Raw genomic sequence first — 21,904 nt, forward strand, 5'->3', positions numbered from 1 at the left:
CCTACTACCCACTCCCTATTCCCAACCATTGACCTATAGAAAGATTCGCGGATTGGCTAAGTTCTGTAAGAATTGATTATATGTCCTAGTAGAGGTGGAGCAATGGCGGATGATGGCGTAAGAATTGTCTCCCTAATTCCTGGGGGCACGGAAATCTTGGCGGTACTGGGGTTAACTGATGCAATTGTGGGTCGATCTCATGAATGTGACTATCCTCCAGAAATTAAAGATCGCCCTGCTTGTACGCAAGCGCGTATGAACACCAATGCCTCTAGCAATGAAATTCATGATAAAGTCAATAATTTGTTACAATCTGCCCTTAGTATTTATCAAATTAAAATAGATCTTTTGGAAAAGTTACAGCCTACTCACATTGTTACACAAGACCAATGTGATGTCTGTGCTGTTAGCTTAAAAGATGTAGAAGAAGCAGTTGCGACTCTTACCAATATCGCGCCCCAGATCGTTTCTTTACGACCAAATGTTCTTCAAGATGTTTGGGTAGACATTGAGAGAATAGGCAAAGTTTTTGGCATAGACTCCCGACCTATACTAGAAAACTTAGAAGCTCGGGTAAAGATAGTAGAGCAAAAAACACAAGGTTTGTCCCAAACAGAACATTTGCCAACAGTTGCTTGTATTGAATGGACTGACCCTTTAATGGTGGCTGCTAATTGGATTCCTGAATTGGTTACGTTAGCCGGAGGACAACCTCTTTTTAGCGTTGCAGGCCAACCTTCTCCTCCTTTGTCTTGGGATGCGCTTATTGCCAGCAATCCAGATATCGTTATTTTTATGCCCTGCGGCTTTGATTTAGATCGAACCCGTCAGGAATCCCAGTTGGTATGCAAGCACCCAGAATGGGAAAAACTCCATGCTGTTCAAAGTGGCAGAGTCTATATTACTGATGGGAATTCTTACTTTAATCGTCCGGGACCGCGATTGGTGGATTCATTAGAAATATTGGCAGAAGTTTTGCATCCAGAAATTTTCCAGTATGGCTATAAAGGACAAGCTTGGGAGCTTGTATGAAGTATGAAGTAGAAGAATAGGATTCGATTTTTGAAATATACGTAGGGTGGGCTATGCCGCACACAAGTTTCACGTGGTGGGCATTGCCCACTCTACGGTATTTTTAGGAAATATGAAAAGATTAATATTTTATCCTTCATACTTCACACTTCATCCTTGTTCAAGCCATTCAATAAGCGGTCTTAATGTACCTGGTAGCGCTGCTTCACTAATAGTAACAGTGTGTTTTTTTCCATTATCTTCTACTGTTAATTTATATTGAAAGCGGTCGGGTTGAGTGGGGGAGGCTGTTATTTGTGCTGGTAAATTGAAGAAATTGGCTGCTTCTACTAATTGAGGGAGTTGCTTTGCTTTGTCTTGAGAAAGGTTGGCTGTGTCAACAGTTTTTTTCTTAGTGATTCCAGCAAAACCACCCATTCTTTCACACGATACTCGCATAATCAATAAATTTTAGAAAACGCCTACCTTTTGCCACGCATTCTGCACCGCTTTTTGCTCTTTACTTGCTTGACCGTAGAGTTCTCCGGCGACTTGAACGGTCACGTTTGCAGCACGTTTAAAATTGGCTCCGGAACGCAAGCGATCGCGTAAAGTTACATACCATATCTTACCGGCTTTCTCCCAAGCATAGCCACCAATTTCTGTTGCTGCTAAATAAAAAGCATGGTTGGGAATTCCTGAGTTTATATGAACTCCTCCATTGTCATCACTACTCGTGTAGATATCTTTAACAGAACCTGGTTGGGGGTCTTTGCCCATGATAGGATCGTCATAAGCAGTTCCTGGTGCTTTCATAGAACGAATAGCCACACCCTTAACGCTTGAGGTAAATAAGCCTTCCCCAATCAGCCAATTGGACTGTTCGGCGGTCTGATTTTGAACTCGTTGTTTTACCAAAATACCAAAAACATCAGAAAATGATTCATTCAGTGCTCCCGCTTCTCCATAGTATTTTAGATTTGCTTCATGCTGGGTGACACCATGAGTCAATTCGTGTGCGATGACATCAATGGCTTTGGTAAAGCGGTGAAAAATTTCTCCATCGCCATCGCCGTAGACCATTTGGTCACCGTTCCAAAAAGCGTTATCATAATTCACACTATAATGCACGGTAGAGTCCAAACGCAGTCCCTTATCATCAATAGAATTTCGCTCATACACCTGATAAAATAAGTCATAGGTTGCGCCTGCCGCATCATAGGCTTCATTAACTGCTGGGTCTTTGCTGGGAGGATCGCCTTCAGAACGTACAAGTTGACCGGGGAGATCTTCACTATTTTTAGCATCGAAGACAGTTCGGCGCTTTTGACCCGGAGAGACGGCAAAATTGACAGCACCTACAACGTTTCGCCGTCCGCGAAATTGCGCTGAAACATTTAATGTGCGAAATGCCCATTCACGTTGTTGGGAATTGCCATTGACTACCAGGTTTTCCAGCATATGAGGTGGAACGATACACAAGATCGAACACCTAGCGTTCATTTGATGCGAGCTTCCATTGCCAACAGATTTTTTCTTTCTTCGAGAGTGCAAAAGATTTTCTCCTTTCAAAAATTATAAGAAAAATAAAGAATAAAGGCATTCCGCGTGGGAATGTAAGAGAATGTCTCAGATTACGTGAGTTCGACGAAGCACTCATCAGACCTCACCCCAAATCCCTCTCCTAGGAGGAGAGGAGCTTCAAACCCTGATTATAACGTTGCTCCTCTCTCTCCTTTGAGGATACAGCTGGTCAATAAGGGCTTAAGCCCTCATTTCACAATACGAAAAATTTATAACCTAGAAAACTTAGGTCATTAGCGGTAAAGTAGGAATAGAAGTAAAATGTATGTTTTCAACCTAGATATAAAAATGATGTCTGGTATTTTAAAGGCTATCAAACCTAATTACCTTCAAGATGTTTATCTCCAACAATTGGATGAACGTTTTTTTGAGCGTTGTTTCGCTCTAAATTCTACTGATGCAGAAGTTTCAGAAGAACTGGCAATCATTGCTCACCGAAATAGCACCAATATCGAAGAGATATTAAATAAATTCTCTGAAGGTTGTACTAATTTACAGAATTGGCTCGATTTGCGTTCAAAAATTACAACTTTTGGGACTAAAGTACAGGCTTTTGTACAAAGCATTTTTCAGTCTGATAAGTCTTCTGATTATTATCAAACTGAAAAAGAGCTATTAGATGCTTATGTTAATAGCTTTTTTCAACAGCTATCTGAACTTAACATGGCTTTATACCATATAGTTGATTCTTACTGGTGTTACTTTTCCTCTGACATCCAAAACTTTGTTTTGCGTGGATATTTTGTATTATCTGGCGTCAACCAAGATTTCTCTTCTGCTGACTTCTCCTCTAATTCTTCTCAAGAGATTAAACAATCTTTTCAAAAATATCAATTTGCATTTTTCAGATTAGAAAAATCCATTAATTCTGTTTTAAGTAAAGAAGAGTTAAATACTCGAAAAAATCTCATAAATAAGGAGATTGCCAAGCTACTTGACAATAACTTGGCAGCACAATATAAGAATGATACCCTAATTCTATCTGAGCGAGATTCTAGATTTCTTCTAGAGATTATAAACAATCCTCCAGAACCTTCAGACGCTTTGTTATCTATTTTTCAGTAAAATTATTAACCTACAGAATTAGCAATAAATTTGTGTCTTGGATCGTTAGTCCCTTAAATTGTACTGGACATACTCGTAGCAGCTTAAAAAAAATATTATTTAACTGCGGGTCAGACGAAGGAGATATCCAGCTTAATAACTACTTAAAGCAATATGCTTGGATTAATCATGAAAGTGGATTAAGTAAAACCTTTGTTGCACATTCCTCTGAAGACAGTAAAAATATAGTTGGTTACTACTCTTCAAGTATGAGCAACATTGAACCATCAGGGTTACCCGATAACTTAAAAAATACTCTTCCTGCTTATCCTATTCCTGTTATGCTAATTGGGAAGCTGGCTGTAGACCAACAACACCAGTCTTTAGGTGTTGGAAAGAGACTTTTAAAACACGCTATTGAAACTGTTTTGCTGATTTCTGACTATATTGGTGTTTATGCAATTAGGATAGATTCAAAAAACGAAAAAGCGAAAAAATATTATGTAGAAAAAAGAGGTTTTTTATCTCTTCAAGATAGTTTAACCGTAATCCTACCACTATCAGTCCTTAAAAAACTTAATTTAGCAATAAAAAAAGAAGATCCGACTTGAAAAACAATTAAAAACTTTTGACGAGTAGATAACGATCGCACTCCCCACCATCCGTGACAGGTTAAGAAAATTACACATTTGTTAAGAGGTTGCAGGAAAAGGGGACAAATCCGGCTTGGATACTGGCTTTCGCAGGGCTTTGACCACACCCTAAGTCTTGTCTTCTACCTACTGAATACTTTATTGTAAAAACCATTCAAAATCAGTAAACTTAAATAGAATCAGAGTGCTGGAGCTGGCTGAAAAATGACTATCGAAGAAGCATTAGTTATTATAGATACAGCGCTGCATCCAGAGTCTTTAAGTGACTTGCAAGAATTAATATTACGTCATTCCTGGGAAGGCAAGAGTTATCCTGAAATAGGAGAAATCTGTGGTTATGACCCTAACTATGTAAAAGACACAGGGTCAAAGTTATGGAAATTACTTTCCAAAAGCTTAGGTGAAGAAATATCCAAAAGCAATTTCCGGACAGTTCTCAGACGGCGTGCTACAGCAGAAGACAAGGCGATACAGGTACAAAATAGACAAGAAGAAATTATCTCCCCCTCCCTCCCTCCCCCCCTCCCCCCCTCCTCTTACCCCCCACTCCCTACTCCCCACTCCCTACTCCCTAAACAAGATTGGGGTGATGCGGTTGATGTCCCCATTTTTCTGGGGCGCACACAGGAAATCAATACGCTTCAGCAATGGATAGTAGAAGAAAACTGTCGTTTAATTGCATTGTTGGGGATGGGGGGTATCGGTAAAACAGCACTGTCTATCAAATTTGCAGAACACATTCAAAATGAGTTTGAATATGTTGTTTGGCGAAGCCTCCGGAATGCTCCACCTGTAGAAGATATGTTGCTCAGCTTACTGCAATTTTTATCTAATCAACAGGCAACAGAAGCAAATTTACCAAAAGATACAAATGGCAGAATTTCTCGATTAATAGACTATTTACGTTCCTCGCGTTGTTTGCTCGTTTTAGATAATGCTGAAACAATTATGGGTGGAGGTAATCGTGCAGGACAGTATTTAGAAGGATATGAAGGTTACGGCGATTTGTTCCGGCGTATAGGAGAAGCTCGCCATAAAAGCTGCTTGTTGTTAACAAGTCGTGAAAAACCCAAGGAATTTGTTGTGCTAGAAGGGGAAATACTTCCGGTTCGCTCATTACCAATTACTGGTTTAACGGAAACAGATGTTAGAGAAATATTAAGAGTGAAAGGTCAGTTTTCTGGTTCCGATAATGAATGGCAATTGCTGATTTCTCACTATGCGGGCAATCCTCTAGCACTGAAAATAGTGGCGGGAGGAATTCAAGATTTATTTGATGGCAGTATTTCTAATTATCTAGAGATTTTAAATCAAGGAACTGTGATTTTTGATGATATACGCGACTTGTTAAAACTCGATTTTTGTCGCCTGCTAGATTTAGAAAAAGAGGTGATGTACTGGTTGGCAATTGAGCGAGAACCCGTTTCTATATTAGAGTTAAGAGAACATATTCTTTCCCCAGAAGCCAAGCAAAAAATACCGGAAACTTTGAGAGGTTTGGGTCAGCGATCGCTTATTGAAAAAACAGCGAATGGTTTTACGCAACAGCCTGTAGTCATGGACTATATTACAGAGCGGTTGATTGACGAATCTTATCAAGGGATAGTGAGTGGAGAAATAAAAATTTTTCAGAATCATTCGCTGTTAAATGCCCAAGTAAAAGACTATATCAGAGAAGCTCAGATTCGTCTGATTGTCAAACCTCTGATTGACAAGCTTCTGGCTGCTAGCAATCAAACTAACTTGGAAAATAGAATAAAGCAAATTCTGGAAAAAGAGCAACAAAAGACACCTCCAGAACCTGGATATGTAGCAGGTAATATTCTCAATATTTTGTCTCAATTAAAAGTTGATTTAACTGGCTATGATTTTTCTCATTTAACTGTATGGCAAGCTTATTTACAAGATACTTCCTTGCAAAAAGTCAATTTTGCTGGTGCAGACCTGACAAAATCAGTTTTTGCAGAAACGTTAAGTAGTATAACTTCAGTTGCTTTTAGTTCAGATGGTGAATTGCTAGCGACATGTGACGTGAATTGTGAAGTGCGCTTGTGGGAAATTAAAGATGTTCAAATAAGATACATAGCATCTTTACAAGGGCATACAAACTGGGTGCATTCTGTGACATTTAGTCCTGTTTCTTCTAGCAAGCCTGAAGGGATGATAGCGAGTGGAAGCGAAGACCAAACTGTTCGTATTTGGGATATCAGCACCGGTGAATGCATCCACGTACTGCAAGGACACACAAGCAGGGTTTGGTCAGTGGCTTTTAGTCCAATTCTAATGGATTCTACACTAGGTGGGATTGTTGCTAGTGGTGGCGATGACCGCACTATTAAACTCTGGGATGTTGCCACAGGAAGATGTCTGAAAACTTTGCAAGAACATACTGGAGGAGTGAGTTCAGTTGCTTTCCATCCTCGAGGAAATTTACTTGCTAGTGGTAGTGGAGATGGTACAATCCGTTTTTGGGATGTCACCGAGGGTCAGTGTGTAAAAATCTTGGAGGGACACACGGGTGGCGTCAGTTCGGTTGCCTTTAGCCCTGATGGAAGTTTACTTGCAAGTGGAAGTGAAGACCGGACAGTTCGTTTGTGGGATATAAAAGAGTCACGCTGTATAAAAACTTTACAAGGACACACGGGTTTAGTTTGGTCAGTTGCTTTTAGCCCTAATGGAAGTTTACTGGCAAGTGGGAGTGAAGACCATACTGTACGTTTGTGGGATATTCCTGAGGGGAATTGCATTAGGGTTTTACACGGACATACCAACCGCATTTGGTCAGTGGCTTTTAATCCCATTTTTCAAAATGGGCTTGGTAGCATTTTAGTGAGTGGTAGCAAAGACCAAACTGTGAGACTGTGGAATGTCTCTAACGGCAGTTGCTTGAGAACTATACGCGGATACACCAATTGGATAGGATGGATTGCCTTTAGTCCTGATGGCAAGTTCCTGACTAGTGCAAATGAAGATCGAACAGTCAGGCTGTGGAATGTTGCTGATGGCAAATGTCAAGCGGTTCTTAAAGGACATACCCATCAGGTTTGGTCTGTGGCGTTCAATCCTGATGGAAAAATCTTAGCGAGTGGAAGTGAAGATCGTACAATCCGTCTGTGGAATGTGGATGATAGCCGATGCATTCATGTTTTATCAGGGCATACCAGTCGTGTTTGGTCGGTTGCTTTTAGTTTGGATGGTAAAACTTTAGCCAGTGGTGGTGGAGATTGCACAATTAAGCTTTGGGATGTAAACAGTGGTAAGTGCAGGAAAACACTAAACGAACACACGAGTTTGGTTTGGTCAGTGGCTTTTTGTCCTGCTCCTATCAGCGCTTCATATAAAGATGGAATATTGGCAAGTGGGAGTGGCGATCGCACTATTAAATTATGGGATATTAACACTGGTGAGTGTATAAAAACTTTAGAAGGGCATAAAAGTTGGGTATTTAGTGTTGCCTTTAGTTCTGACGGCAAGATGTTAGCGAGTTCTGGTGCTGATGGAACTATTAGGTTGTGGAATATTTCAGAAGGGACTTGTGTAAAAGTGTTACAAACCGATACCAAACTGATTTTGCAACTTGCTTTTATTCCGGAAACAGGAAGGCAAAACCTTCCACCATTACTAGCATGTGGTAGTGACGATCGCAAAATCCGTATTTGGGATGTTTCTCAGGGCAAATGTATTAAAGTTTTACAAGGGCATACTGCTTGGATTTGGTCAGTTGCATTTAGCCCAGATGGTAAAATTTTAGCCAGTGGCAGTCAGGATGAAACGATTAAGCTGTGGGACATGAACACGGATGAAAACATCAAAACTCTTGTGTCTGAAAAACCCTACCAAGGAATGAACATCACTGATATTAAGGGTTTAACTCAAGCAAATATTGCTACCTTAAAATCTTTGGGTGCAGTAGAATTTGGTATGGATGAAAAAGGGAAAAATTTATTATAAGGAAAAGCGGTCAGCGAGTGGGTAGATATATATGTTGTTGAATATATTTTAAATTCTTGGGTAACTGTAAATGTTAAAGCAAAATACTAAACCCTCCAAAACAAAAAACCCACCTATCACCTTAATACTTCAGGTTTGTACTTGGATAGAAGTTATTGTACTGACAGCAGCAAGCATTATTTTGTTCTTTTTTCCGGAGTTTAGCAATTCTCGTTGGGTATGGCAAATTCGCCCTTACAACTCACACTTTTTAGGTGCAGTTTACTTGGCAGCAATTGTACCAACAGCCATGCTATTAGTGGTGCGTCAGTGGAAAATAGCACGGCTGATCATCCCCATGCAGTTAACTTTTACCATCATTCTGCTAGTAGTTTCATTATTTTATCTAGAGCGTTTTAACTTTAGCAGACGCATAACCTGGGGTTGGTTCTTCCTTTACGCTATCATTCCCTTCACTACAATCTGTCATATTTGGTTGTATCGACGTTTGCGACCTGTAGAATCTCTTTTTGTATCTTCATCATGGCGTTTTTACCTACGAGTACAGACATTTTTACTGACTTTTTACGGTTTGGGTTTATTATTTGCTCCAAATACTTTTACTGCTTTTTGGCCTTGGAAAGTTGATAGCTTTCACAGTCAGTTATACAGTGCTGTGTTTTTTACCCTTGCTATTGGCGCATTTTTGCTATCCCGTGTCTGTTTATATACAGAGCTTTTTACATTAGGATTAACAGAATTTGTTTTGGGATTCACTCAGATTTTAGGAGTTTTGAAGGCTGATGTAAAACTCCATAAAATTAACTGGTTGATTCCCAGTACTTGGTTTTGGATTAGCATTTTTGTGTTGCTGATGATTTCTGGAGGAGCAATGATTTGGCAATCTCAAAGAACAGTGACCAGTGACCAGTGACCAGTGACCAGTGACCAATGACCAGTGACCAGTGACCAATGACAAATGACAAATAACAAAAATATTACGATTTTACGCTTATATCTCTGGTTAATAGGAAGTAGTTTGTTTGTGCAGGGTATGGTGTCAATGGTTGTGACAACAGCCAACTTGCATCTACCCACCTTAATTCATAAACTCATCATTACAGACCCCTTGCACTCTTTCATTCACATATGCTGGGGACTGGGAATATCACTCTTACTTGCTAGAAGAATCAGCAAACCTCGGCTTGTCCGTTTAGCTTTATCATATGGTGTTTTCATACTTATTCTGGGATTTACAGGCACATTTATCCATCACCCCTTTGGTATGCAACTTGGAAGAGGTGAAAATGTCTTTCATTTCCTAAGTAGTTCAGTAGCTTTGATACTTGGGATTCGGGTGATGAAAGAACTCTAAATTCAGGGTTGGTTTTAAGCCTAGAGCATCGGTACAGTAATCCCAAAAACCCAGTTTCTTCGAGTTGAGCATAGGAGATATCAAGCACGCAAGAGAATTGAAATCGCGGCTATACAAACAAAGTCCACCTGCGTGGACTGATGCATCAAAGCCTGCGGAGGCTGGCTTTGTTTGTATAGCAAGAGAATTCTATTCTTGCAGGCTTGTGCCAAATTGGGATGCTCCCTTACAACATTGAAAGCATTATCGTGCAATAAACTATGAATACTGACAAAGCCCTGATACTTTTAGACAATTTGCTCAAGCCAAAAAGCTTGAATTCCATTCAAGAAACTGTGTTTCGTCACGCCTGGGAAGGAATGGGCTATCGAGAGATGGCGCTTAATTGTGGCTATGATGCAAACTATTTAAAAGATGTCGGTTCCAAATTGTGGAAATTACTTTCTGAAATATTGGAACAGGAAGTGACAAAAAGTAATGTTCGTGCTGTTTTAGGAAGATACGCACGCAGTCTTGCCATGCAAACGTCTTTACAGACTCCTCAAACTCAATTAAAGGATGTAGTTGTTTCTCCTAAACTAACGTCTGAAGCAAGGGAGCCTCAAAATTACAAAGAGACTTTAGACAGGGAAAGTAACAACTCTAACTTAGCAGTTGGCGAAACAGCGATCGCACATCCGCGTGTCGATTGGGGAGAAGCAGTTGATGTTGTGGTTTTCTACGGACGTAATGAGGAACTAACAGAGTTACAAAAATGGATTGTTGATGAAGATTGCCGATTCGTTGCATTATTGGGAATGGGAGGGCTTGGCAAGACGACCTTATCTGTGAAGTTAGCAGAACAACTTCAGCAACACTTTGATTATCTTATCTGGCGTTCTTTACGCAATGCTCCCTCTATTGAAGAAATTCTCGTTGATTTAATTCAGTTCTTTTCTCAATCCCAAGAAACTGAGGCGACTTTACCAAAAGATATTAATGGTAAAATTTTACGTTTGTTAGAGTACTTGCGTTCTTCACGTTGTTTGCTCATTCTTGATAATGTAGAAACAATTTTACGTGGAGGAGATTCACTTGATAAGACTGACACCATACGCGTTGGCAACTATTTGCCTGGATACGAAGGCTATGGTGAACTTTTTAAACGAGTAGGGGAAGTACGTCATAAAAGTTGCTTGTTGATAACTAGTAGGGAGAAACCAAAAGAGTTTATTTCTTTAGAAGGGAATGGTTTTCCAGTTCGTTCCTGGCAATTAACAGGATTACAAGAAGCAGAGGCGCGGAAAGTGTTTCGACTGAAAGGTGAATTCTCTGGTTCAGAAGAAGATTGGAGTACTGTTATTAAACATTATGCTGGTAATCCCTTAGCGTTGAAAATAGTAGCTGCGGCAATTCAAGAAATACTTGATGGAGATATTTCTAAATTTCTAGAATTTTTAAAGAAGGAATTGTTAGTTTTTGACGATCTGCGCGATTTATTAGAGCATCAGTTTAACCGTTTGTCTAAAGCAGAAAAGGAAATCATGTACTGGTTGGCAATTGAGCGAGAACCAGTGACTTTATGTGAACTTCAGAAGAATATTATGTCATCGCTTGCCAAGCAAAAATTACCAGAAACTTTAAGAGCTTTAGGACAGCGATCGCTTATTGAAAAACAAGGTATATTTTTCACTCAAAAACCGGATTTAATGGAGTTAGTGACCCATGAATTGATTGAGCATATTTCCGAAGAAATAATAAACCAAAAATTTTCTCTTTTCCACAGTCATTTTTTGCTCAAAACACAGGCAAAAGACCATATCAAAGAATGTCAAACGCAATTTTTATTAGCACTGCTTACAAAGAAATTAATCGAACGGTTAGGAAGTCAAGCAAATTTAGAGAATCGACTCAAAGATATTCTTGAAAATTGCGGAAAAAGTCAAAGTTTGGAACCTAGTTATGCAGAAGGAAATATTTTCAATATACTTCGTTATTTAAATAAGGATTTAGAGGATGTTTGAAGTGTCATTTGTCATTTGTCATTTGTCACTGGTTACTGGTCACTGGTCACTGGTCACTGGTCACTGTTATGTTGCAACATTGAAATCTTTCGATACGGTAGAAGTTTGAGACGGTAGGATTATTAAGTATAAGTAAGAGTAGGTGAGGTGTATGAATAACGTTAACCCTGAGGAATTCAGTACCAAAGATAATGATATGCTTTTAGAACACGAGCTTACAGGTGGTGAACGTGGGAAAAACTCCCAAGTTTCTCGGCGATCGCACTGTGTTACCATTCAGCAAACAGATGGCACGACAATTGTTCACCACTACACTCGTGAAGATGGCATAGTCATTATCGACCCAGATGTCAGAGAATATTTTCCCAATGCAGAAGCAGTTAACAATGCTTTACGCACACTGATTAACTTGGTTCCCAAGAAACGCGAGTAAATGACAATTCTAACTAGCGATAGTATGGTTTAGATGCAACCGCTATCAACCAGTTCTGTATGAGCGAAACTGTCTACTTAGAAACCAGTATTTTAGGATACCTTACGGCAAGAGCGACTAGAAACCTGATATTGGCAGCGAACATAGAAGTCACGAAAGAGTGGTGGGAATCTCGTAGAAGCTCATTTACACTCTACGTTTCACAAGTTGTTTTGGATGAAGTGGCACGAGGAGACACCGAAATTGCATTGAAACGTTTACAAATCCTCAACGGGTTGCCGTTAGTTGAACTCAATCAGGCTGTAAAAAATTTGTCAGCACAGTTTCTTGCACGCAGTAATCTTCCTCCCAACGCTTCCGACGATGCGGTTCACATCGCCGCAGCAACTGTTCACGGATTAGATTACTTGCTAACGTGGAACTGTAAGCATATTGCAAACGCTCAAATTCAAAGAAAGCTTGCAGCAATCAGCCTTGATTTTGGATACGAGTTACCAATAATTTGCACCCCTTACGAATTATTAGGAGATTAAATTATGTGGCAAGATGAAATTTTAGATGAAATTCACAAAATTCGAGAAGAACACGCTAAATCTTTTAACTATGACTTAGATGCGATGTTTGCAGATTGGCAGAAAAAGCAAGCAGAAAGTGAAAGAGAAATTGTAAGCTTACCACCAAAGCACGGTCTAATAATGCGTTGGAGCCGACAGTTCAAAGGCGATCTGTGAGTGCCAGAGGCGATCTTCTACTACTCTGACTAATCTTAACTGGACTAATCACCCGAAAAGAATGCAATAAATTCCAAAACTTATCAAAATCAAAACTTCTTGGGTCAATTCTTTGACCGGAACGATCGACAGCCCTGTGAGTCGTAATTCTCTCATCCGGGACATTACTTTGAGCAATCAACCAGGCAAGAGAGTTATACTGCTCTTCTGTGTAACCGGTGTGAGTTGTTTCTTTAGTTCCTACTCCAGAAGGCGGAGTTTCTAAACCAACGTGATAGGCAAAGTTATTTACAGATGGAGGCAAATCCGGGTTAGTCTTTACCGTCTCCTGTCCTTGAGAACCATCAAAAACGGAATTACCTGCACCAAAAGCTCTTTTATCCGGCGGAACCAAGTAAACCACAGTGCCATCTAGCTTAATCATAGTGTGGTAACTAGCTTGGACATTCTCATCTTCGTGGGAATTTTTAAAAAAGTTAATGGCACTGGATGCAGGAGCAGCAGTTTCATGAAGCACTATAATTGGTTGATTGTTAACAGGTGTGCCATTCACGTCTGTTGCAAAGCGATCGCCATAATTGCTCGAGTTCGCCCAAGCAATTTCATATCCGGGTTTGTAAGCTGCAAAAGCTGGAGTCGTTTTTACTGAATAACTCGGAGTCTTTGGAGCGTTATTCTTTTGAGTTTTCTGAGCTTTCAGGCGGGGATCTGAAGCTTGACTGGCGATCGCCGTCTTTGCCTTTGGAGTTGGTGCTGTTATTAACTGTTTGATTCGAGAATCTGCTTTAGGTACACTCGCCTGTGGAGTTGGTGTGATTTCAGTTTCCTTCGGTTGAGATTCTAAATCTTCACTAGGAATAGTAGCCTTTGTATCTGATGCTTTTATGCTTTCCTCAGGTTGGAAATCTACATATTGATTGGAAACGGCGGGTTTTGGATTGGATGTGACTTTTTGGTCTTGGAGAAAATCTGCTCTTCCAAGAACCAACCCCAACATCAAACCGACAAGCGCCAGAATACCGAGTACGACACCAGTTGTTTTTACCCTAAATCTCATTTTTTTAACGCTCTTATCAAAACCTTTTACATTTCTGATGTAAAAGCAATAATTTTTAATATAATTTACAAATATAAAATTATACTCTAAAAACAAATCTGTCTATAGGTATATATAGTTAGTGACCAATGACCAGTGACCAGTGACCAGTGACCAGTGACCAATGATCAGTGACCACTAACTAATAATTTATTCGTCAGATTGCCCAACTCGACGAATGTTGAGAATGTCGCTCAGCTTCTTGATTTGGGTGAATATCTGTTCTAGTTGAGAACGATCGCGGATCTCGATCCCCAAGTCAATCAGTGCTGGTTGACCGTTGGAAGTTTTCACTTGAGCGTGACGCACGTTAATACCTTGATCGCTCAGGCGTGAAAGAATATCCTTCAAAACTCCCACTCGGTCTAAGGCTTCAATCTGAATACTCACTGGATATGTTTGAGGACGACCGTAGGGTTCACCTGCTGGGTTCCAATGGACTGGAACTAAGCGTTCGCATTCCACATTATCTAGATTTTGACATCCCTGGCGATGGATGGAAATGCCCCGACCACGGGTGACAACACCAATAATTTGTTCTCCCGGAATGGGGGTACAACAACCAGCAAGATGGTGTACCAATCCTTCGACTCCGACGATTGGCGAGTCAGTGGAACGTGAGGTTGTTGGAGTTGATTCTTTGAGGTTTTTTGCTGCTTGAGATAACTCCTTAGCAAGATCGCTTGTTGAAACTGCCATTGCAGGTTGTTGTGCTTTGACCAATTCTCGCCAACGGTTAAGCACAAGGCTGAGAGTCACTTCACCATAGCCTAAAGCAGCAAGTAAATCCTCACAAGAATGATAATTACATCGCTCTGCAACTGTCTGCATCGGTTGCGACTTAATCAAGTTCTCCACGCCGGATTTACCCAGTTCCTTTTCCAATAACTCCCGACCGCGAGCGACATTTTCTTCACGACGCGATCGCTTGTACCATTGCTTAATTCTGTTCTTTGCGGCTGAAGTTCTGACAAAGTTCAACCAATCCAAACTTGGATGGCTGTTCTTTTGCGTCACTATCTCTACAATATCTCCATTTTGCAAACGGGTGGAGAGGGGAACCATCCGTGCATTCACCTTTGCTCCCGCACAGTGGTTTCCTACCTCTGTATGAATGCGATAGGCAAAATCCACCGTACTAGAACCGGGACTCAAAGAAATCACATCTCCTTTGGGCGTAAAAACATAAACATCATCTTCAAACAAATTGTCTTTAACACTTTCAAGGTATTCCTGAGCATCCTTTAGGTCATTCTGCCATTCCAGTAATTGACGCAACCAAGTAAACTTATCATCTGTTGCTGTCAAATGAGTTGTTAACGAACCGCCCGTTTCTTTATACTTCCAATGAGCCGCAATTCCGTATTCAGCAATCCGGTGCATCTCCAATGTCCGGATTTGCACTTCTAAAGGACGCGCCCACGGACTAATCACACCTGTATGCAATGATTGGTAACGGTTTGGCTTGGGTAATCCAATGTAATCCTTGAATCTCCCAGGAATGGGGCGGAAAGCATCATGCACTATTGCCAAAGCACGGTAACATTCTTCGTTGGTATTAACAATAATTCGTAGCGCTGCCAAATCGTAAATTTCGTGAAATTCTTTATTTTGGCGCTGCATCTTTTGAAAGATACTGTAGAGGTGCTTTGGACGCCCGCTAATATCAAGGCATTGAATTCCTGCTTCTACCAACCGATTCCGCAAAGTTTCAGCGACGCTTGCTAATCTCTCTTCTCTCGCTCCTCGTTTTTCGGCTACGTGCTCTTGAATTTGACGGTATGATTCAGGTTCTAAATACTTAAAGGAGAAATCCTCCAATTCCCATTTAATCCGCCAGATTCCCAATCGATTCGCCAGAGGTGCAAAAATTTCTCGTGTTTCTAGAGCAATGGTTTTGCGTTTGTCTTCGGGAAGATGTTCGAGAGTCCGCATATTGTGCAAGCGATCTGCCAACTTCACCACAATCACTCTAATGTCTTGCGCCATTGACAAGAACATTCGACGAAAATTTTCTGCTTGGCTTTCAGTCTTGCTTTTGAAGTTAATTTTAGAAAGCTTTGTTACGCCTTCCACCAATTGCCTAACTTCAGTACCGAAGTGTTGCTCTATTTCTTCAATTGTGACATTTGTATCTTCCACTACATCATGTAGTAGCCCAGCTGCTATCATAGCAGCACTACCACCGAGATCTCGTAGTATACCCGCAACAGCGACAGGATGAGAAATATATGGCTCTCCCGACTTGCGGTACTGACCTTGATGCAATTGGTAGGCAAATTCAAATGCCCGAAAAATTAGAGATGTTTCGCTATGCCTTCGGTCATCTTCAGCTTGGGCGCTTTGTGCAGATGACCCATTTAGGCATTGCTGTAGCCATTCCGGAAGGGTAATATCAATTCTGGAAGTTAATACAGTGCTGCTCATAGAATAGCGCCAATGGTAATTTAGTGATAAGGTGCAAAAGGGGAAAGAGTTGGCGGTAATACCGTCAACAGAAAGAGTAACTGACAGACGCAAGGAAAATTTGCGTTTTGGGCGATCCCTTAAGGTGTCAGTGCAAATTATCCAGTGCGAATGTCGGGCATAATAGTTGTAAGTGTTGATATATAGCAAATACCGCCCCGAATACTATTCGAGACGCAAGATTTTGAGATAGAGGTTAGAAAAGTTTAGCCTACCAGAAATTTTTTTTGACATTACCTTGTCATTAAATACTATCTCAAGAACTGCTGTATGTCTCTAATTCGTGAGAAATACGACTTATTTGCAACTCAGTTGAAGCAATTGCATTCCGAGATTGCTGCTACTCAATTGGATGCACCCGAAATCAGGCAACGTGTAATAAGCCTGCAAAAATTTTTTCAGCAACAGATTGTACCTTTAGTTAATGAGGACACAAGCAGTCTCAATGGGCGAGTCCAGTCTTATTCGACTGAGATGAGTAAGCAGCTGCGACTATTGGAAATAGATATCACGTTTCTCCAAGGGGCGCGGCAAACTTCCACTGCCAAAGGTAGACTAGATGCCATCGGCAATCGCCTAACCACTCTCATTGAATACTGCAATGCCATATTGGAATAAATAGTACCAGCAGAAGAAGCAATATAACAAAGGAAATAATTAAAAATAATGAAAATAATAATTTAAACTTACTATTGCATTTTAGATTGATATTTCTCCTGTATTTGTCGTAAACTTGACATATTTATAACTGGATAGACTGTTCCTAAAATTTGACAAGTTTTCATGTCAAGAGTTCTTGAAATTTTCAATTTAGTATCCAAGAAGTTTCCAAAAACTAGCATTCACCAAGCAAAATCAATCTAAGTTTGGATAGAAACCTTGGATGTTTTCAATGGGGATCGTAATTGTTTGATTTTCTCTGAATAAAAAATATTTGCCCAGTGACCAATGACCAGTGACCAGTGACCAGTGACCAGTGACCAGTGACCAGTGACCAGTTGAAGCAGAAACAGACTTCTGCAACAACCCTGATGTCCTTGATTCAATCATGTATCCTAATTTTAAAACTTAGAAGTCAATATTCGAGCGCTGATAACAGGGAGGTAAAAATAAAGACACCATTTTTAAGAAATGTAAAGATAATTGGAACCTTTACCAATGACAAATGACAAATGACAAATGACAAATTATTATGAATGAATCTTTATTTTGGATTGACAATTTGCGAGTAGCCTATCCCCATCGCAGTGATGAAGAAATTAAGTGGGCAGTAGATGGCGTGTCTTTCATGCTACAACCAGGTGAAAGAATGGGATTGGTGGGAGAGTCAGGTTGCGGTAAGTCTACGCTAGGAAGAGCTGCAATGCGTTTGTTACCGCTATCGACACAAATTGAGGGAAGAGTGACTTTTCAAGGGCAATCTGTCTTTGATATGACGCCCGAACAGTTACGAAAATTTCGGGGAGAAGCAGTAGCGCTCATTTTCCAAGATCCAATGACACGCTTAGATCCGTTGATGACAATTGGAAATCATTGCGTGGAAACTTTAAAGGCGCACTCACCCCAGTTATCTACCCGAGAAGCCAAGGAAATAGCCATTGCTACTTTAGAAAAAGTGAAAATTCCTGCCAGCCGTTGGAGTCAGTATCCTCACGAATTTAGTGGCGGTATGCGGCAAAGAGTAGCGATCGCTCTCGCTTTACTCCTTAGACCTAAGTTAATTGTAGCTGATGAACCAACCACCAGTTTAGATGTGACCGTTGCTGCTCAGATTTTACGAGAACTCACACGGCTGTGCGGTGAAGAAAACATGGGACTCCTGCTGATTTCTCACGACTTGGCACTTGTGGCAGAGTATTGCGATCGCATTGGGGTGATGTATGAGGGCAAAATGGTAGAAATGGGTTCATCCCAAACAGTCTTTCAACAACCGCAGCACGAGTACACAAAAGCGCTTCTAAAAGCAGCTTTGCATATTCAATCAGTGGATGAGGGGAGTGGGGAGTTGGGAGTTGGGAATGGGGAAAATGCTTCCCACTCACCACTCACGACTCACCACTCCCCTATTTTGCGTGTTACAGAACTCCAACAGCACTACACCTTAGAACCCAATTTTGTAGAACGACTGTTGAGAAGGGAAAGCCAAACAATCAAAGCCGTCGATGGAATTGACCTCGAACTGTATCCTGGAGAAATTTTAGGATTGGTTGGGGAATCTGGTTGCGGAAAGAGTACCCTATCGCGGACAATACTCCAACTGATTCGCCCGACTGGGGGTAAAGTTGAGTTTTTGGGACAAGATTTAACCAGTCTTTCGCGTCAGGAGATTCGCATCTCTAGGCGACAAATGCAGATGGTGTTTCAAGATCCTCATGCTTGTTTAAATCCTGCAATGACAGTAGGGCAAAGTATCGCAGATCCTTTACTGATTCATAAGTTAGCTAGTCCAGATAAGGCAAAACAAGAGGTGATGTGGATGCTGGAAAAAGTAGGGTTAAAGCCAGAGGAGGTTTATTATCGGCGCTATCCTTCCGATTTGTCTGGCGGACAGCAGCAACGGGTTGCGATCGCACGTGCATTAATTACTCGTCCCAAACTCCTCATTTGCGATGAACCAGTGAGTATGTTAGATGCTAGCGTACAATCACAAGTTCTTGACTTAATGTTACAGCTTAAAGAGGAATTTGAGTTAACTTATTTGTTTATTACGCATGACCTTTGGTTGGCAAGATTTTTATGCGATCGCATTGCGGTAATGAACAGTGGCAAAATCGTTGAAATCGGTCAGACAAAACAGATTTTTGCTTATCCACAACATCCTTACACAAAAACCCTTTTGTCAGCCGCACCTCTGTTGGCAAGAGCGTAATACCGATTTTGGATTTTAGATTTTGGATTTTAGATTTTGGATTTTGGATTATTTAGCACTTGCTTCAATCAACTTAGGAATTCTTATACCCGAACCATGTAACTCAACAAATCTATTAAACAGCCACATTGTTTCGTGCTTTGAAAGTCTGTTTCGATCGGTAAGATAGCCTAGATTTCTCTCAGCTAATTTGCGATAATAAGGCAAATCTTCAACCAATGTTAAATAAGAGGCAAGGTGAAGCAGAACTTGCAGGAATGGTTTTGGCCAATCCAAATCGCTGTAAATGTCAATAAAGAAATAATGCTCGTTCTCTGTTAGAGGATGGGCAGTAAACATGACAACGATCCTTTTTTCTTTATAGACAGGAACGCTCAGTTCCACAGTATAGGGAGTATGCAAGATTAAATCCACCTCAGCAATTGGCTGTCTCCAAATTCTTAAGACATTAAAAGGAGAATCCAAATATGTTTCAAAAGTAATTCTACCTCCATTCGGTGTGGATTTAATTGTGTTAATTTTGACAACCTTCAAATTATTGAGGCTAAATTTATGAATTGTCTCTAGATGTTTTAAATTTAACAAGTGATAAATCTGGCATAGATAGGGAAAAGGTAAGATATACTCCTGACTAATCATATGCCGTCTTTTTAACTTCAAACTTCCTGCCTGAGCTTCACATTCCACGTTTTCTTCAGGTTTCAGATACAACCATGTCAAGAAAAAGAAAGAAGCTGTAAAGAGGTGGATTAACTCTATAGTTGATAGATAACCATCAGTAAAAGCTGCGATACTTCTATCAGTAATGCCAAAAAGCCAAGAGGGAATACCAAAGAGCCAAACTCCATTTTTTAGCTTGAAGATAAAAAGACTAATATCTTCTTCTATAAATGGAGTCTTTTTCTTTAATTCACTACTTTCATTCTCAATAATGTTATTCGTAGACATAACAACTTACAAACCTAATATTGACTGTATATAACTGATTTTTTTTGCTATTTACGCTCAGTTTAAAAACTAATAATCCAGCCAACCTCTACCTATAGCTGTAAATATTCGTTACATTGATATTGACCTCATCTGATTTACAGTAATAACAAATACATTTTTGAAAGCTATATATTTGTTTCATAACTTAGAAAGCTGTAGTGACAAAAAGTCATCTATCTTATGAAGGGATAATGAGTAGACTGAAGTGGTAATTTATCTTGAAATTTTGACTTATACATATCTTTTCTTACCACTTAAAGAATACCTATTTCAATAAACCACAAAGACGCGAAGTACACGTTCGCGAACGCGAGTGTGTGTGCTTTGCACATAGCGTCTCGACGAGAAGAAAGAAGAGAAGAAGAGCGGTAATCTTATGGCGGGAGGGGAGTCATGGATTTTCAAACCTCTGGGCGGGTTTTGCCTGTATCGCTGCAAATGCCATTTTTCCTTGAAGAGTAAGCAATATGACTTTTTTGATATCATCTAAAAAAGTCATTAAAGTTGTATAATTTGCTAATATTTTTCGATTTTTGTTTTAGCTAGCAGAAATGATAATCCGCGATGCCACTGAAATTGATTTACCTGCAATTGTGGCAATTTACAATGCTGCAATTCCCAGTCGTTTGGCAACTGCTGATTTAGAACCAGTGTCTGTGGAAAGTCGCCTTGCTTGGTTTAAGGGACGTTCACCCTTAAAACGTCCGCTTTGGGTTCTAGAAGTAGATGGTAAGGTTACTGGCTGGTTAAGTTTACAGTCTTTTTACGGACGACCAGCTTATCATGCTACTGCTGAAATTAGTATTTATATCGCCCCGGAATATCATCGACGTGGTTTGGGACAGCAACTGCTATCCCAAGCTATTCACAAAAGCCCTAGTTTGGGGATCAAAACCCTATTGGGCTTTATCTTCGCTCACAACCTGCCTAGTTTGAAGCTTTTTGAAACATTTGGCTTTCAATCTTGGGGACATTTACCTAATGTTGCAGAACTAGACGGTATTGAGCGCGATTTGATTATTATGGGACTCCGAATTAGAGAGGGATGCGGGAAATAGGGCAATAGGGGGTCAGAAATTTCAACTCCCTACCCCCGTTTTTCGGAATCGCTTCCGGGGAAGGGGTAGTTTTGTACAAGTATAACTAACTTCTATTCTATTTTTGAAAAGTTTCATGAAGATACAATCTTTACATACTTATAATTCTATCTTAGCTTCAACAGCTTTAACTTGTATTGGTATTCTATTTGCTACCGTTGGCATCACAACAGGATTAAACAATCATTCTTTTGTTAAAAAAGCAATATCAACACAGGGAATAGTCATTAATAATTTGCATGACTCAACAAAAAGCTCTAATTCTTACTACCCTTTAGTGAAATTTACAACACGTACAGGCGAAACGGTTGTTTTTGAATCTAAGGTAGGAAGTAGTTCTCCTGAATATACAAAGGGCGATCGGGTTGAAATTTTTTATCATCCCCAAAAGCCTAATGCTGCCATGATTAATACATGGATACATCTATGGTTTTTTCCTATGATTCTTTCTAGTGCTGGCTCTCTTGCTGTATTCATTGGAGCTTCTTTACTGGCGACGAGAGAACTGAAACAAAATAATTTGTTAACAGTGACTAGTGACCAGTTAACAGTGACCAGTGACCAGTGACCAGTTAATTTTCATACTTAACAGTAGGAGATTTGAATTTTGCATTTTATAATT

20 protein-coding genes are annotated in these 21,904 nt (G+C 40.2%); 14 read left to right on the forward strand and 6 right to left on the reverse strand.

Annotation, left to right across the window (positions count from 1 at the left end):
- Positions 1-102: 102 nt before the first annotated feature.
- Positions 103-1,032 carry a cobalamin-binding protein gene (locus tag WA1_RS38820; RefSeq protein WP_017745990.1) on the forward strand — a complete coding sequence of 310 codons (930 nt, stop codon included), beginning with the start codon at positions 103-105 and terminating at the stop codon, positions 1,030-1,032.
- A 150-nt stretch (positions 1,033-1,182) separates the two neighbouring features.
- Here the strand turns inward: WA1_RS38820 and WA1_RS38825 are convergent, their stop codons facing one another.
- Positions 1,183-1,470 (reverse strand): protealysin inhibitor emfourin, encoded by a 288-nt coding sequence (locus tag WA1_RS38825; protein ID WP_026134947.1) that lies wholly within the window; start codon positions 1,468-1,470, stop codon positions 1,183-1,185.
- A gap of 12 nt (positions 1,471-1,482) precedes the next feature.
- Positions 1,483-2,514 (reverse strand): M4 family metallopeptidase, encoded by a 1,032-nt coding sequence (locus WA1_RS38830; protein ID WP_051077085.1) that lies wholly within the window; start codon positions 2,512-2,514, stop codon positions 1,483-1,485.
- 369 nt (positions 2,515-2,883) lie between these two features.
- Between WA1_RS38830 and WA1_RS38835 the strand changes: the two genes are divergently transcribed.
- The 9 genes from WA1_RS38835 to WA1_RS38875 all read left to right on the forward strand — a co-directional run bounded on the left by WA1_RS38835 (position 2,884) and on the right by WA1_RS38875 (position 12,764).
- Positions 2,884-3,660 (forward strand): hypothetical protein, encoded by a 777-nt coding sequence (locus WA1_RS38835; protein ID WP_201789150.1) that lies wholly within the window; start codon positions 2,884-2,886, stop codon positions 3,658-3,660.
- 32 nt (positions 3,661-3,692) lie between these two features.
- Positions 3,693-4,250: a GNAT family N-acetyltransferase gene (locus WA1_RS38840; RefSeq protein WP_017745994.1), complete on the forward strand. Its 558-nt coding sequence runs from the start codon at positions 3,693-3,695 to the stop codon at positions 4,248-4,250.
- Between the two features lie 246 nt (positions 4,251-4,496).
- Positions 4,497-8,243, forward strand: a complete 3,747-nt coding sequence (locus tag WA1_RS38845; protein ID WP_066613171.1) for a WD40 domain-containing protein — start codon at positions 4,497-4,499, stop codon at positions 8,241-8,243.
- A gap of 70 nt (positions 8,244-8,313) precedes the next feature.
- Complete coding sequence (locus tag WA1_RS58370) at positions 8,314-9,156, forward strand: hypothetical protein (protein WP_017745996.1); 843 nt, start codon at positions 8,314-8,316, stop codon at positions 9,154-9,156.
- Between the two features lie 45 nt (positions 9,157-9,201).
- On the forward strand, positions 9,202-9,597 hold the full coding sequence (locus WA1_RS38855) for a hypothetical protein (RefSeq protein ID WP_017745997.1): 396 nt from the start codon (positions 9,202-9,204) through the stop codon (positions 9,595-9,597).
- Positions 9,598-9,857: 260 nt separating this feature from the next.
- Positions 9,858-11,600 (forward strand): helix-turn-helix domain-containing protein, encoded by a 1,743-nt coding sequence (locus tag WA1_RS38860; RefSeq protein ID WP_017745998.1) that lies wholly within the window; start codon positions 9,858-9,860, stop codon positions 11,598-11,600.
- 151 nt (positions 11,601-11,751) lie between these two features.
- The gene (locus WA1_RS38865) at positions 11,752-12,033 is read left to right on the forward strand and encodes a hypothetical protein (RefSeq protein ID WP_017745999.1); all 282 of its coding nucleotides are present in this window, start codon (positions 11,752-11,754) and stop codon (positions 12,031-12,033) included.
- 59 nt (positions 12,034-12,092) lie between these two features.
- Positions 12,093-12,566 (forward strand): type II toxin-antitoxin system VapC family toxin, encoded by a 474-nt coding sequence (locus WA1_RS38870; protein ID WP_017746000.1) that lies wholly within the window; start codon positions 12,093-12,095, stop codon positions 12,564-12,566.
- 3 nt (positions 12,567-12,569) lie between these two features.
- On the forward strand, positions 12,570-12,764 hold the full coding sequence (locus WA1_RS38875) for a hypothetical protein (protein WP_017746001.1): 195 nt from the start codon (positions 12,570-12,572) through the stop codon (positions 12,762-12,764).
- Here the strand turns inward: WA1_RS38875 and WA1_RS38880 are convergent.
- Entirely contained in the window at positions 12,748-13,821 is a 1,074-nt protein-coding gene (locus tag WA1_RS38880; RefSeq protein WP_017746002.1) for an N-acetylmuramoyl-L-alanine amidase, read from the reverse strand. The genes WA1_RS38875 and WA1_RS38880 overlap by 17 nt on opposite strands.
- Positions 13,822-14,010: 189 nt before the next feature.
- Positions 14,011-16,287 (reverse strand): RelA/SpoT family protein, encoded by a 2,277-nt coding sequence (locus WA1_RS38885; protein WP_017746003.1) that lies wholly within the window; start codon positions 16,285-16,287, stop codon positions 14,011-14,013.
- 309 nt (positions 16,288-16,596) lie between these two features.
- Between WA1_RS38885 and patD the strand changes: the two genes are divergently transcribed.
- Entirely contained in the window at positions 16,597-16,944 is a 348-nt protein-coding gene (patD, locus tag WA1_RS38890; protein WP_017746004.1) for a heterocyst frequency control protein PatD, read from the forward strand.
- 237 nt (positions 16,945-17,181) lie between these two features.
- Here patD and WA1_RS60730 read toward each other — a convergent pair whose 3' ends face one another.
- A complete protein-coding gene (locus tag WA1_RS60730) occupies positions 17,182-17,376 on the reverse strand; it encodes a hypothetical protein (protein WP_017746005.1) in 195 nt (64 codons plus the stop codon).
- A 142-nt stretch (positions 17,377-17,518) separates the two neighbouring features.
- Here WA1_RS60730 and WA1_RS38900 point away from each other — a divergent pair, with 142 nt between their 5' ends.
- The gene (locus WA1_RS38900) at positions 17,519-19,195 is read left to right on the forward strand and encodes a dipeptide ABC transporter ATP-binding protein (RefSeq protein ID WP_017746006.1); all 1,677 of its coding nucleotides are present in this window, start codon (positions 17,519-17,521) and stop codon (positions 19,193-19,195) included.
- Between the two features lie 48 nt (positions 19,196-19,243).
- Here WA1_RS38900 and WA1_RS38905 read toward each other — a convergent pair whose 3' ends face one another.
- Positions 19,244-20,143, reverse strand: a complete 900-nt coding sequence (locus tag WA1_RS38905; RefSeq protein ID WP_017746007.1) for a hypothetical protein — start codon at positions 20,141-20,143, stop codon at positions 19,244-19,246.
- Between the two features lie 593 nt (positions 20,144-20,736).
- Between WA1_RS38905 and WA1_RS38910 the strand changes: the two genes are divergently transcribed.
- Both WA1_RS38910 and WA1_RS38915 read left to right on the forward strand, forming a co-directional pair.
- Positions 20,737-21,243, forward strand: a complete 507-nt coding sequence (locus WA1_RS38910) for a GNAT family N-acetyltransferase (RefSeq protein WP_017746009.1) — start codon at positions 20,737-20,739, stop codon at positions 21,241-21,243.
- A 115-nt stretch (positions 21,244-21,358) separates the two neighbouring features.
- Positions 21,359-21,850 carry a DUF3592 domain-containing protein gene (locus tag WA1_RS38915; protein ID WP_017746010.1) on the forward strand — a complete coding sequence of 164 codons (492 nt, stop codon included), beginning with the start codon at positions 21,359-21,361 and terminating at the stop codon, positions 21,848-21,850.
- The last annotated feature ends 54 nt before the right edge of the window (positions 21,851-21,904 follow it).

Source organism: Scytonema hofmannii PCC 7110 (assembly GCF_000346485.2).
In the GTDB taxonomy this organism is placed as follows: domain Bacteria; phylum Cyanobacteriota; class Cyanobacteriia; order Cyanobacteriales; family Nostocaceae; genus Scytonema; species Scytonema hofmannii.